Origin of the sequence: Sorangium sp. So ce321 (assembly GCF_051530195.1) — a bacterium.
Taxonomy (GTDB): Bacteria; Myxococcota_A; Polyangia; order Polyangiales; family Polyangiaceae; genus Sorangium.
On the sequence record NZ_CP150329.1, the window covers coordinates 2199266 to 2211550 of the forward strand.

The 12285-nt window shown below is 72.6% G+C and carries 13 protein-coding genes; 2 read left to right on the forward strand and 11 right to left on the reverse strand.

Annotation, left to right across the window (positions count from 1 at the left end; all coding sequences use genetic code 11):
• Positions 1-67 precede the first annotated feature (67 nt).
• Both map and WME89_RS08530 read right to left on the reverse strand, forming a co-directional pair.
• On the reverse strand, positions 68-886 hold the full coding sequence (gene map / locus WME89_RS08525; protein WP_437652686.1) for a type I methionyl aminopeptidase: 819 nt from the start codon (positions 884-886) through the stop codon (positions 68-70).
• Positions 883-1476 (reverse strand): cobalamin ABC transporter substrate-binding protein, encoded by a 594-nt coding sequence (locus WME89_RS08530; protein ID WP_438008726.1) that lies wholly within the window; start codon positions 1474-1476, stop codon positions 883-885. Before WME89_RS08530 ends, map begins: the two co-directional genes overlap by 4 nt.
• A 496-nt stretch (positions 1477-1972) precedes the next feature.
• Between WME89_RS08530 and WME89_RS08535 the strand changes: the two genes are divergently transcribed.
• A complete protein-coding gene (locus tag WME89_RS08535) occupies positions 1973-2827 on the forward strand; it encodes a hypothetical protein (RefSeq protein WP_437652684.1) in 855 nt (284 codons plus the stop codon).
• Positions 2828-3001: 174 nt separating this feature from the next.
• Here the strand turns inward: WME89_RS08535 and WME89_RS08540 are convergent, their stop codons facing one another.
• The 8 genes from WME89_RS08540 to WME89_RS08575 form a co-directional block, all read right to left on the reverse strand.
• Positions 3002-4348, reverse strand: coding sequence for an IS4 family transposase (locus tag WME89_RS08540; RefSeq protein ID WP_438008727.1), 1347 nt, complete (start codon positions 4346-4348; stop codon positions 3002-3004).
• Positions 4349-4512: 164 nt separating this feature from the next.
• Entirely contained in the window at positions 4513-4776 is a 264-nt protein-coding gene (locus tag WME89_RS08545) for a NifU family protein (RefSeq protein WP_436625804.1), read from the reverse strand.
• Positions 4777-4922: 146 nt separating this feature from the next.
• On the reverse strand, positions 4923-5804 hold the full coding sequence (locus tag WME89_RS08550) for a hypothetical protein (RefSeq protein WP_438008728.1): 882 nt from the start codon (positions 5802-5804) through the stop codon (positions 4923-4925).
• Positions 5805-5857: 53 nt separating this feature from the next.
• Positions 5858-7084, reverse strand: a complete 1227-nt coding sequence (locus WME89_RS08555) for a hypothetical protein (protein ID WP_438008729.1) — start codon at positions 7082-7084, stop codon at positions 5858-5860.
• The gene (locus WME89_RS08560) at positions 7081-7962 is read right to left on the reverse strand and encodes a hypothetical protein (protein WP_438008730.1); all 882 of its coding nucleotides are present in this window, start codon (positions 7960-7962) and stop codon (positions 7081-7083) included. Before WME89_RS08560 ends, WME89_RS08555 begins: the two co-directional genes overlap by 4 nt.
• Before the next feature lie 104 nt (positions 7963-8066).
• Positions 8067-8549 carry a serine/threonine protein kinase gene (locus WME89_RS08565; protein ID WP_437624640.1) on the reverse strand — a complete coding sequence of 161 codons (483 nt, stop codon included), beginning with the start codon at positions 8547-8549 and terminating at the stop codon, positions 8067-8069.
• Between the two features lie 14 nt (positions 8550-8563).
• A complete protein-coding gene (locus tag WME89_RS08570) occupies positions 8564-9580 on the reverse strand; it encodes a DUF4349 domain-containing protein (RefSeq protein WP_438008731.1) in 1017 nt (338 codons plus the stop codon).
• Between the two features lie 590 nt (positions 9581-10170).
• On the reverse strand, positions 10171-10998 hold the full coding sequence (locus tag WME89_RS08575) for a hypothetical protein (RefSeq protein WP_438008732.1): 828 nt from the start codon (positions 10996-10998) through the stop codon (positions 10171-10173).
• Positions 10999-11229: 231 nt separating this feature from the next.
• Here WME89_RS08575 and WME89_RS08580 point away from each other — a divergent pair, with 231 nt between their 5' ends.
• Positions 11230-11646, forward strand: coding sequence for a hypothetical protein (locus WME89_RS08580; RefSeq protein WP_438008733.1), 417 nt, complete (start codon positions 11230-11232; stop codon positions 11644-11646).
• A 21-nt stretch (positions 11647-11667) separates the two neighbouring features.
• Here the strand turns inward: WME89_RS08580 and WME89_RS08585 are convergent, their stop codons facing one another.
• A complete protein-coding gene (locus WME89_RS08585) occupies positions 11668-12234 on the reverse strand; it encodes a CDP-alcohol phosphatidyltransferase family protein (RefSeq protein ID WP_438008734.1) in 567 nt (188 codons plus the stop codon).
• Positions 12235-12285: the final 51 nt, after the last annotated feature.

Here is a 12285-nt window from a genome sequence, read left to right on the forward strand (position 1 = left end):
TCCGCTCGGCGCTGCTGGCCGCGGTCGGCCGGCGCGGCCCTGCACGTCAGCCGCGCGGGCCTCTGCGTCAGAGCGCCTGCGCCGCGGAGACGACGAACGGATCGGGGAAGATCTCGCTGTTCGCGAGCGGCCGGCTGCGTCGGGTCAGCACCTCGCAGCCGCTCTTCGTGACGACGATGGTGTGCTCGAACTGCGCCGACAGCGAGCGATCGGCCGTCAGCGCGGTCCACTTGTCTTCCTGGATCTCGACCTCGTAGGTGCCGATGTTGATCATCGGCTCGATCGTGAAGCACATGCCAGCGCGGAGCCGGTTGCCGCTGCCGTACTTGCCGACGTGCGAGACCTGCGGCGCCTCGTGGAAGCGCCGCCCGATGCCGTGGCCGACGAAGGCCCTCACCACCGAGCAGCCCTCGGCCTCGGCGAACTCCTGGATCGCGGCCCCGATGTCGCCGAGGCGCGCCCCGTCCCGGACCTGGGCGATGCCGAGCTGCAGGCAGCGCCGCGACACCTCGGTCACGTGCTTCGCCTCCGGCGAGGGCTTGCCGATGTAGAAGGTCGCGGACGTGTCCCCGTAGAACCCGTTGTAGATGGTGGTGACGTCCACGTTGATGATGTCACCCGGCTCGAGGACGCGATCGCACGGGATCCCGTGGCAGACGACCTCATTGATCGAGGTGCAGACGCTCTTCGGGAACCCGTGGTAGTTGAGCGGCGCGGGGTAGCCGCCGCGGCGGATCGTGTCCTCGTGGACGAACGTGTTGATGTCCTCGGTGGTGATGCCGGCGCGGATCATGTCGCCGACGCCGAGGAGCGTCTCCGATGCCATCTGGGAGGCTACCCGGAGGGCGTCGACTTCCTTGACCGTCTTGATGCTCACATTGCTCACGGCGCAGACAGCTCCCCGAGGACGACGGCCTCCTTGACGGCCGCGGCGACCTCCGCTGTATCAGGTGAAAGGTGCCAGTGGAACTCCGGCTCGCCTGCCTCGCCGGCGAAGCGTCGGATGAACGCGATGAAGGTTACCCCGCGGAGCCGCGCGTCGACCGCCTTCGCGACGCCGAACGCGCGGCTCGTGGGGCGGATGTGGAGCTCGAAGGTCCGGTCCTGCACCCGGGGTGTCGTCAGCGGCGCGTCGGCGACCTGGACCCCGAGGTGGTAGCTGCTCTGCTCGCCGATCGAGTCGACCGTCACGGTGCTGACGCGCACCCGCGTGACGACGTCGGCCGTCTGCGCCCTCTCCCGGAGGAAGGGGTCGGACCTGGGCGAGGGTCCGTCGAGCGAGAAGCCCACGGCGGCCGGCTCGATGTTGTCGTCGAACACCTCGACCACGTGCCCCTCCCACGCCGGCAGGCCGGAGTACGGGTCGATGGACGTCGCGGGGCGCTCCTGGTCGGCGATGCAGCCGCCGGCGGAGCCAACGGTCGCCAGCGCGGCAAGCGCGAGGCGCAGGGGAGCAGCACCGGCGGCGGAAATCATTCCTGGGACCGGAGTCCGTAGCACGTCGGCCGGCGCCTGTCAGGACCCGGCACACACCGGCGACGTGCGCTGCTGAGACCGTCGCCGTCGCCGCCGCCGGACCTCGTCGCCATCCTCGTCGTCGTCCTCGTCGTCATCCTCGTCGTCATCCTCGTCCATTCAGGGCCGTTATTTCCCGTTCCGCCCGCTCTCGAGCCCCGTGTCTCGCGCGCCTCCCTCCGCTGGCTCGCCGGTGTCGTCGGTGTCGTCGGTGTCGTCGGTTCCGTTGTCGGCCGCGCGCTGCGCTCCAGCTGTTCGCCGCGCACTGTGCTCCATCGATCCGGACGAGCGGCCGTCCAATGGTCCGGCGGCCTTGGTCGGCGCTGATCGGCGCGGAGATCCTATTCTCCTGTCCTACCGCTGGTGCTAGCGTGCCCGGGCTTGCCGGGCGGGTCGTCCTAACTTTTGCGATTGCAGAGCGCGCGGGGACAGGGCCTGCGCCGGCTGGAGGAGGAACATGAAAGCGAAGAGGCTCCTGGGAGCGGGGTTGGCCGTGGGGCTTGGCCTAGCGGCGATCACGAGCACGGCCGTGGTGGCTGCCCAGCCGAAGCGGGGGAAGGGCGCGGCGGCCGCTGCGGCTCCCGCCCGGCCCGCCGAGCCGCCGGTCACGAAGAAGACGATCGCGCTGACCCCTCCAGGGATCGCGTGGGGGCTGAGCACGAAGCAGGTCGCGGCGGTCATCGACAAGATGCTCGATGAGGCCTACGTGCCGCGTTACAAGGCGACCTCGCCGGGCGTGAAGATGAGGGCGCTCGACGCCGAGCTCGCCGAGGAGAAGAGCGCGTTCCGCCGGAGCCGCATCGACTTCGGCAAGCTGCCGACCGGCATCGATTCGACGCCGCTCAAGGGCGAGTACACCTACCTCAACAAAGAGTCGATGATGACGCTGACCCGCGACGGCGGGAAGCGGTACTTCTTCTTCATCCAGGACAAGCTCTGGAAGATCATCGACGAGCACGCGTTGGGCGAGGGCAGCTCGCGCGGCAAGGACTTCCAGTCTGCCGTCGTCAAGCTCGCGACGGCGCTCGGCGTGCCTGGCCGTGTGACGCCGCCCGATCCGGACAAGGGTCGCTACGTCACCGAGGTCGACTGGAAGGACGCGGGCACGCGCTTCCGCGTGATCGAGCGGGGCGAGACCGAGATTGCCTTCGCCTACGAGGATCTCGTGACGCTCAGCAGCCTGGACTCGCTCCGCCCCAACAAGCCCGTCGACGTGAACGCCATCGATCCCTCCGTCGCGTCCGCCATCCGCAAGGACGAGGCCCCTCCGGGCCCCCCTCCCGCAGCCGACAAGCCCGGCAAAAAGAAGTAGCCCCCGTCGCGGCGCTCCCCCGCCGCGGCGCTCCCCCGCCGCGGCGCTCCCCCGCCGCGGCGTTCCCCCGCCGCGGCGCTCCGTCTTCTCGGTCCCAGCAGTCCGGCCTGAGGCGTCACCCGCACAGGAGACGGGCCCAGATCGGCGTTTTCGGCGCGCAGGCGTACTCCAGTCTCAGGATTGATCACATTTCCCCGACTCCTTCGCGGCGCTCCAGCCCTGGACGAGGATGAGGAGCTGCTCGTAGCCGCGTCCCAAGGTCTGCCAGCCGGGCTCGCCGTTTCTCCGGAGGTGTCCGCCGAGCGCGGCGATCGCCAGGAAGGCATCGCGGGCCGTGGCGTTCTCGGGCAGCGGCTTGCGGGCGAAGGCCCGTAGCACCTCGAGCTGGGTGGGCGTGAGCACGGCGCTCGCGGGCTGTTCCGGAGCGCGCCGGGCCTCGCTGCGCAGCAGCAGTAGCTGCCAGGCGATGGGGGCGAAGAGCGCCAGCACGTTACGCAAGCCGTGCAGATCTTCGATCTGGCGCTTCTCGTAGGCGCATCCGGTCTTGAGGGCCTTGAAGAACTCCTCCACCGTCCAGCGCGCGCGGTACCAGTCGACGAGCTGCGTCAGCTGTTCATCGGAATCGACCGGCTCGTTCGTGAGCAGCACCCACTCGACCGGCGCCTCGCCTGGCGGCAGATCGAGCTCCCAGACGCGTACGACCTGAAGCGAGAGCGTCGCAGGCATCTCACGCGGCTGGGATCTCGGTCGTCGCAGCGTCACGCGCGTGCTTCCAACGGCGAGCTTCGCCAGGCGTCCGGCGCGGGAGGGATGAAGGCGTTTCTGTTGAGGGCTGCGGTTGCCCGCCGGCCGCGTGGAGAGCTCTACCTCGCGCACGGCCACCGCTTGAACCTGCGCGAGCGCCTGCTCGAGCTTGGCCTCTTCTCCGGGGACGGCAGCCTCCACGAGGCGGTTGTGCGCGAGCCGAATCACGAACCGATGCCCTGCGCTTAGCAGCTGCGCGAACAGGCCGTAGTCGTCGCCTTCGCGATCCATGATGTGCACCACGTGCGGTGCACAGCCCAGGGCTGCGACTCGCTCCACCTGCTCTCCCCAGCGGTCGTGCTCGTTGCCCGTGGGGTGGTCGTCGCGCACGTGTGTGCTCAGGTCGAGCACGCCGAGCGGGCGGCGCGTTCCATCACCGCTGACCGCCAGGGTGAAGTGGGCGAAGAACGTCTGCCCCGAGGAGCGCAGCCGACCGAGCCCCTGCCGCTGGCCGTCGGAGCGGAAGGAGAGGGTCGTGGTGTCATGGATGGCGAGCACGACCGGCTCGGCCTGCATGCGCGCGAGCGTGGCGCGCACATGCGGAGCCAGGATCGCCGCGGGAGTGACGGCGTCGTTGCCGAAGAAGCGGTACGCAGCCTCCAGCTCGCTGTCGGACAGCAGCGAGGGGAAGCTCTTGTCCGGCGCCTGCGCCAGCTTCTTCACCAGCTTGGTCTGACGCTTCGAAAGCCGCGCGTCGCCGAAGTGGGCGTCGCTCATCTCCTGGGCGAGTGACGCCGCGTGCTCTGCTGCAGGTGAACCCATCCGCAGCTTGGATCATGTTACGCGGCGCACATCAAGCGATGATGTGTAGGATCCTGAGACTCCAGTACGCCGAGCACCGAAAACGTCGAGATGGGCCCGTATCCGAAGCGGGTGACGTCTCAGGCCAGGGAGGCGCCTTCGGGGACGCGCATTCCGTTGGTCACGACGACGCGCGCCGACGGTGCGACCGCGAGCACCGCCGGCTCGATCACCGCGCGCGCGGTGAGCATCGCGCCTGGACAGCCCGAGCATGCGCCGGCCAGATGGAGCGTCAGGTGATCGGGCTCGACGGCCACGATGTAGAGCTCACCGCCGTCGGCTCGGACGAGCGGCGCGATGACCTCGCGGCAAACCTTGAGAAGCTGATCGATGGAAGCCGGCATGGGGGGTGAGCTCGGCAGCGCGAGCCAGTCGCGAGACTAGCACGGCCTCGCTCGATCGGGCGATCACCCGGCTGCCGACCGCCGCGGGGCCGACGCTGCGGGACAGCGGGCCGCGCCAGCTGGCGTCGGTCGCGCCAGCTTCCCGCTCAGAGCGTCGACACGAGCGCGGCGACGCCCGCGTCGGCCGCGAGCTCCGGAGCGCGCTGCGCAGCGGCGCCGAAGGTGCGGCCGGCGATCTCGACGGTGCCGCTCCACGGACCCGAGGCGGTCTTCGCCGGCAGGTCCAGCTTCTCGAGCGCCTCGGTGTTGACATCGGGCGTCACCGGTCCGCCGTACGCCTTCGCGCCCTTCCAGGCGAAGACATAGTGCAGCGGCGTCGACTTCACCCCGTCGCGCTTGGCCATCTCGGCGATCTCGTGCTTGGCCGCCTCTTGCAGCCGGTAGGCGTAGGCGCGGAACGACCAGCCCGTGACGAAGAGGCCCTTGAGCTCGCCGCCGCTCGCCTTGACCGGATGCGCCGCGACCCACTGGAGGTCGGGGCCGTTCCTGACGCCGCGCATCTCCTGCATCTCGCCGAACGCCTCGACGACCCCGCTGTTCGGCTCGAGCACCTTCCTGAGCTCAGGGAACGAGGCGAGCACGGACCGGTTGGCGAGCATGTCCGGATCGGCCTCGCTGCGCAGCACCGTGCCGCTCGGATCGGTGAACGAGAAGAAGGTGCTCTTCGCAAACTCGAGCTCCTTCACCGAGGCGCGCGCGCCGGCGATCGCGCGCTGGAGGCCGAGCAGGTTCGCGCCCGGATCGGCGTCGACCAGCGCCGCGAGCTTCGCCGCGCCCGCGGGGAGGCCCGTCCGCACCTGGCCGACGTCCTCCGCGACGACCGGGGCGAGCTTGGCGCAGAGCTCCGCGGCGTGCTTCTGCGACGTCTTGCCGTCCTCCTGGCACGCGCTCGCGAGGGTGGCGGCCAGGGCGCAGGCGAGCACGAGCGGCTTGCTTTCGCTTCGAGCGAGGGTTGAAGAGCGCATCATCGAGAACGACTCTCCCAGGGCAGCGGAGTTCCGGCGACCGGGACCATCGCTCCTCAAAGGGTTTCGGGGGTTACAAACACGACCTCGACCCGGGCGTTGCGGGCGCGCTCGCTGCCGCCCGGGTCGACGACCGGGGCCGCGGACCCCGCGACGAACGGCGCGATGGGCTGGGTCGCGGGGGAGGCCCCCGCGGCGCTCGCGCCGGGCGCCGGGCCGAGGGCACGGACGACGGCATCGGCCCGCGCGGACCACGCAGGCTCTTCCCTGGAGCTGATGTCCCTGTCCGTGTGCACCACGACGGCGACGGGGAACGAGGGGTGCGCCGCGGCGACCCGCGCGAGGTCGCGGAGGCGCGCCTCGCCGGCCTTGGTGAGAGCGTTGCCGGCGAACAGCCCGCGGAGCGTGACGACGATGCCGCGGTCGTCGCGGACGGGCGACCAGGTGCCCGCGGCCGAGAGCTCCGCGAGCAGGGCATCGCCGGCGCCGGGCGCGCGGGTCACCGGCGTGGCGGCGCGGCGCGCGGCGGTCAGCGCGGCGAGGCAGCCTGCCCGCGCGCGGGAAGCCTGGTCGATGGGCGCCGGGATGGGGCGGGCGGAGCCGCCGACCTCCGCGAGCTCCGCGTCGAGCTTCCGGATCGCGGCGGTCGCGACGTCGAGTTGCGCCATGAGATCGGCGCTGGCGGGCTGCGCAGCGGCGGGCTGCGCAGCGGTGGGCTGCGCGCCGGCGGGCTCCGCCGGCGCGATCAGGAGGCGCGCCGCGCCGCAGAGCAGCCGGGCCTGGAGCGCGAGCGACCGCGCCGCGGCGACGCGGGCCTTCTCGCGATCGGCGTCGGCCTTGCCCGAGGGGACCACGGGCTGCGCGTCGCGGGCGACCTTGATCCGCATGTCGAGCGCGTCGACCTCGGCCGCGACGCGCGCCTGCTCGGCCTCGAGGCCCGCGAGGGACGCCTCGCCGGTCGAGCTCTGCGCCTTCGCCTCGGTCTCGGCCGCCTCGGCCCGGGCCACCCGCGAGAGCGCGTGCGCGTAGGCGTGCGCGGCGATGGAGTGCTCGCCGAGGATCTGCGCCCCGGATCGATCCTTCTTGTCGAGCGCGGCGAGCGCCTCTCCGCGCAGCTTCTCCGCCCGGGCGAACGCGCCCGGCGCGTACCGCTTCGACTCGGCCGCGACCGCGCCGGCGCGGACGTGCTCGAGCTCGTCGAGCACCGCGGGCCGCGGGATCGGCGCGCACGCGCCGAGCAGCACCCCGGCGACAGCCATCGTGGCGAGGCGGCGCGCGCTCACGGCGTGACCTCCTTGCCCGCCGGAGCCCCCGTGCCAGCGCCCCCGCTGCCCTTTGCCCCGGCGCCCTGCGGGGCGGCGGGCGCCCGCTCGGCCGCGGGCGCCGCCGGGGTCGCCCCTCTGGCGCCGCCCTTCTTGCCGGCCTCGATCCGCTGCGCTTCCGCGCTGGCCGCGGCCCTGGTCGCCTCGCGCGCCTCGGCCTCGATCCGATCGAGCTCCGCCGCGGCGCGGCCCCGCCGCGCCTGTGTCTCTTCCAGCAGCGCGCGCGCCCGCTCGAGCTTCGTCTCGACCTCGCGCGCCCGCCTGGCCGCGTCCATCGCCGCCGACTCCGCCGCGGCGGCGCGCAGCAGCGTCCTCGCTGTCTCCGCCCACTCGAGCGCCACCGCGTCGAGCCGCCGCGCGTTCGTCGCGTCGCCCGCCGCGCGCGCCCCGTGCGCGCGCTGGAGCGCGCGCTTCGCCTGCGCCACCGGCTCGGCCACGACCTTCGCCGTGCCCTTCGCCGGCCCCCTCGCGGCCCCCGGCTCGACGCGCGGCGCCTCGGCGGTCTGCTCGCCCGCGGCCTTCTCGCCCGCGGCGGCCTTCTCGCCCACGGCCTTCTCGCCCGCGGCGCCCTTCTCGCCCGCGGCGGTCTTCTCACCGGCGGCGGTCTTCTCGCCCTCGCCAGCCGGGGGCGGCGCCGCCAGGCGCGCCTCGATCTCCTGGAGGATCTGCACCGCCTTCGCGCCGTCGCCGGGCGGCGGCGCGGGCACCGTGGAGAGCGGTCGCTCTCCCTCGCCGTGGGCCAGGGCGCTGCCGCTGCCGAGCGACGCCGCCAGGGCGAGGAGCAGCGCCTGGGCCGACGGGCGCCGCCGCGCGTCGCGGAGCATGGGGCGGGTACGCACGTCCGCCAGGTAGCAAACAGGGCTTCCGCGAGCAAGCGCGGCGGCCTTCAGCCCCCGAGCGCCGCGCGCGGCAGACGCGGGCGGCGGCGCGGGCAGAGCGCGCGTCACTCCGGGACGAAGTTGCGGATCGCCCAGTCGATCTGCTGCTGGTGCCGCTCGACCAGCTCCTTCCGGCCGCCCGCCTCGTGGAGGAAGACGCGATCTTCGTTGACGAAGACCGTGAGGTAATAAAGGTGCGCGTCCTTTCCCTCGTCGTGCCCGAAGCGCAGCTGGACGCCCGGCAGGCCGTTCCGGCTCTTCACGTCGGCCTTGCCGAGCAGCGCGTAGCCGCCGCCCTCGCGCAGCCGCTTCTCGATCACGCGGGACCAGAAGGCGAGGTCGCCCTCTGGCTCGTTCTCGAAGGCGCGGATCCCGAGCACCACCCCCTCGGCGGTGGTCGCGCGGTACTCGTCGTCGCCATAGCGGTCGCCGAGGTCGACGAAGCCCGGCGGGGTCGCGGGCACGAAGGGCCGGCCGCAGCCGAGCAGCGCCGCCGCGCCGAGCAGCGAGGCGACGAGGACGAAGGCGTGGCGAAGGGAGTGCATCATCGGAGGCGCCCAGGTCACAGGTTGAGGAGCCGCGAGAGGCCGAGCTCGTTGAGCCAGTCGATCGGGAGCCGCGGGCCCGACGGGGTGATGGTCTCCGTCGAGCGCGGCTGGAAGGAGATGGTGAGGGTCGAGAACGCGACCCGATCGCGCAGGAACTTGAGGCGCCCCTCCAGGCGCTCGAGCTCGCCGGCGACGCGCGCGAGCTCGCGCTCCAGCTGGATCGACTCCTCGACCTTCGCAGCCTTTTCGAGGAGCTTCTCCAGGCGATCACGCACCGCCCGCGCGTTCCGGATGCGCACCCCGAGGTCGAGGAACTCCTCGGTCACGTCCTCCGCGACCACGTTGCGCTGGAGCATGTCGCCGAGCCCCTCGAGGCGCTTCAGCGCCTCGTCGAACCGCGCGGCGGGGACGCGGATCGTGATCGTGCGGTCGTCGCGGCGGGCGAGGAAGCCGCCGAGCTCCCGCGCGAGCGCCTCGACCTTGCCGAGCGACGCGCCCACCTCGAACACCGCCATCGCGACCTGCGCCGTGTAGATGAGGAGGGGCGCTGGCGCCTCGCTCACCTCGGCGGCGACCTGCTGCGCGCCCGGCGTGCCCTGCGCGGCAGGGGCGGCCGGCGTCGTCGCGGGCTGAGCGGCAGGGCCTGGCGCCGGCTTCTCCGCCGCGGTCTGGGCGACGGGGGGGGACGGCGGCCGCGCGGGCGACGGCGCCGCCTGCGTGACCTTCGGCGCGGGCGCAGGCGCAGGCGCAGGCGCAGGCGTGGGCGTGGGCGCCGGCGCAGCCTTGGCGAGCTCCACCGAGGCCACCGACGCGTCGAAGTCGTACGACGCCTCCTCGCGCGACGACGCGTCGAACGCATCACCGCCCGGGACGGGCATTCCTGTGGCCGCAGCCTGCGGCGCGTACGCCGGCATCGACGGGCTCGCGACGTCGCCCGCCTCGGCGGAGCGGCCGCCTGCTTTCGAGGTGGCGCAGGCGACGGGGCCTGCGAGCAAGGCAAGGAGAGCCCAGGAGGGCAGCGTTCTTCGCATGGTTCCTCGAGAGGTGGCGCCGATCGGTATGCGCGGAACGCACCCGGCTCGGACGACCTTACAGCATGCGCAACGCGACGCGGTCGTCCGGCACGCGGAGGTCCCGTCGATGGGACATGCGGAGGTCCCGTCCATGGGAGACGAGCGCCAGCACGCGAGCGCCGCCGGGCGGCGCCTCGGAGCAAGCCGGCTGCCGACGATCGCCGGCGGGCGGTGTCCAACCGTGAGCAGGCTTGCGTGCGATCCCCGGCGGGCGGCGCTTCGGCGCAAGTAGACTGCCGGCGATCGCCGGCTGGTGGCATTTCAACGTGAGCCAGCTTGCATCCGATCGCTGGCGTGCACCGCTTCGTGGTGAACTGTCTTACGTGAGACCGCCGCAGGGGAGCGATCGTGCGTAAGAAAACTCACCATAATCGCCTCCTGCTACCCGATCTGCGCGAGTGAACAGCTGCATGCCCGCCATCGGGCGGCGATTTGAGTAAAATTGCTTACTTCTAAGGGGTGGGATGTTCCGTGTGCAGCCACGCAGCTTGCCTCACGGGCCCTGGCGCACGATGGGCCGTGGGGGCTGGAGGCGAGGAACGCCAGGCTCAGGCGCCGTCGAACGAATCGTCGTCGTCGCCGGCGGGCAGCGCGGCGTCCTCGACCGGCGCCGGCTCGGTGGGCTCGGCGGCGCCGTCCGCGGCGCCCTTTCGGCCGCGCCGGTCGGCCCTGGCGGACTCGCGGTGGAGCCGGCCGAGGAGGCGCTCGGCGATCTCGCCGGTCGCCGCCTTCTCCAGCGCGAGGTTCGTCTCAACGGCGCGGACCACGCGGATCCAGGCGTTGCGGGCGCTCAGCACCTCGCGCGGCGTCGCCCCGTCGGTGTTCGACGGAGCGCTCAGCGCGAGCTGCTCGCGCTGCGCTTCCACCTTCTCGAGCTCGAGCGCGGCCGCCACCCAGGCGTCCACGACCTGCGCGAGCGGCCCCTCGGGCGTCTTGAGCTTCTTGAGCAGCTTCTCCGAGGCCTCGTCGAGCCGGGAGCGGAGCAGCTTGGCGTCGCCGGCCTGATCGCCGTAGCTCCGCGAGATCGCCTTGAGCCCCGACGGCGCGAGCCGATCGCGGAGGTCGAGGAGCGCCGCCGCGAACGCGGGGTCGTCGCTCATCTCGGCGAGCGCGCCGAGGTAGTTGTACGTGCCGCGGAGCTTGCGGTCGTGCGTCGCGTCGAGCGCGATGGCCCTCTCCATGAGCGCCTTCGTCTGCTGCTGGAGGCTGGAGCCGAGCCGCTGCGTGGTCCTGATCCGGTCGTGCGCCTCCTGGACCGCGGGCACGAGCGGCGCGAGCAGCGGCAGCGACGTGAAGACCCTTCGATCCTGCTCCGGATCGAGCCACGGGCCGGAGATATTGACCATCGCCTGGGGGCTGAGATTGCGATAACCCATGAGATACCCTCCTTTGGTCAGGGGCGCCCCGAGTCTCGACATCGGTCGAGCCCGCCGCAAGCTCCCGGCACGCTCGCGGGCCGTCGCGGTCGTGCTTTTTACCCCCCTGCAGACGGCAGTCCGCCGTGGACCATCACGCTCCGGATCGGTGACGTGCGGCCCGATCGTGAGTGCGCTTCATGGTCTGTTGCTGTGGAGATCCTCGGGTTCAGGGATGATAGAGCTTGTCGCGTGCTGCCCGCCTCGCCGCCAGCTCACGTGCTCCAGTTCTCCGGAGGTCATGCCCACGGGCCCAACGGGCGGTTCGGCGCCTGGACGGTCACGGTCGACGCGACAGGGACGCTGTTGATTCGCGGTCAGGTGCTCGGGCGGCGCACGGAGCCGGGCCCCGTGGCGCTCTCGCCCGCCGAGCGGCAATCGCTGGCTGGCATCCTCGATGGCCTGTCTTCCGTGCCTTCCCGGCGCTCGGAGCGCCCGGGCATTCCGGACGAGGCCCTGCTGGACATCGCCGTGGCCACGCCGGCGGGCCCGAGGACGCTCATGCTCTGGCACGGCGAGGCGCGGGCGCTGGCGCCCGTCGCGGCGCTGCTCGGCTGGCTCGATGCCGTCCTCCGGGCGCACGCGGGGCACACCGCCGCGTTCACGTGATCGGAGGCACGTGCTTCAAGCTCAGGCGCCCGCCGCGGGCGGGGTGCCGGGCGCGCGGCGGAGCTGGCGCGCCCAGTACGAGATGCCCGCGGCCGCGCCCGCGCCCGCCGCCGCAGCGAGCGTGGGGGGCAGCGCCGCGGGGAGCGCGATCGCGACCAGGACCGCGGCGAACTGCACCGTCGTGGCGAGCTTGCCCGGGATGTTCGCGCTCGCGGTCGAGAGGCGCGCGCCGCGGAAGCGGCGGCTCAGCGCGATCCAGAGCGCGAGCGGCAGCTCGAGGATCTCGCGGGCGAGCAGCGCCGGGATGCCCCAGAGCGGGAGCACGCCGTTCCGGAGGAGCGTGCCCACCACCGCCAGCGCGAACACCTTGTCCGCGATCGGGTCGACGATCGCGCCCATGCGGGTCACCTGACCGGAGCGGCGCGCCATCCAGCCGTCCAGCACGTCGGTGAGCCCGGCGCAGCAGAGGACGGCGAGCGCGAGCGCAGGCCGCGTGGCCACGAACGGGAACAGCGCCGCGAGCGGCAGCCGGGCCAGGCTCATCAGGTTCGGCGGGAGGGCGAGATCGCGCGCAGACAGGGGCGGCATTGCGGGCATCCCTTGCGTCGCAGGTGCGTCACGGCACCCGGATGGTCCTGG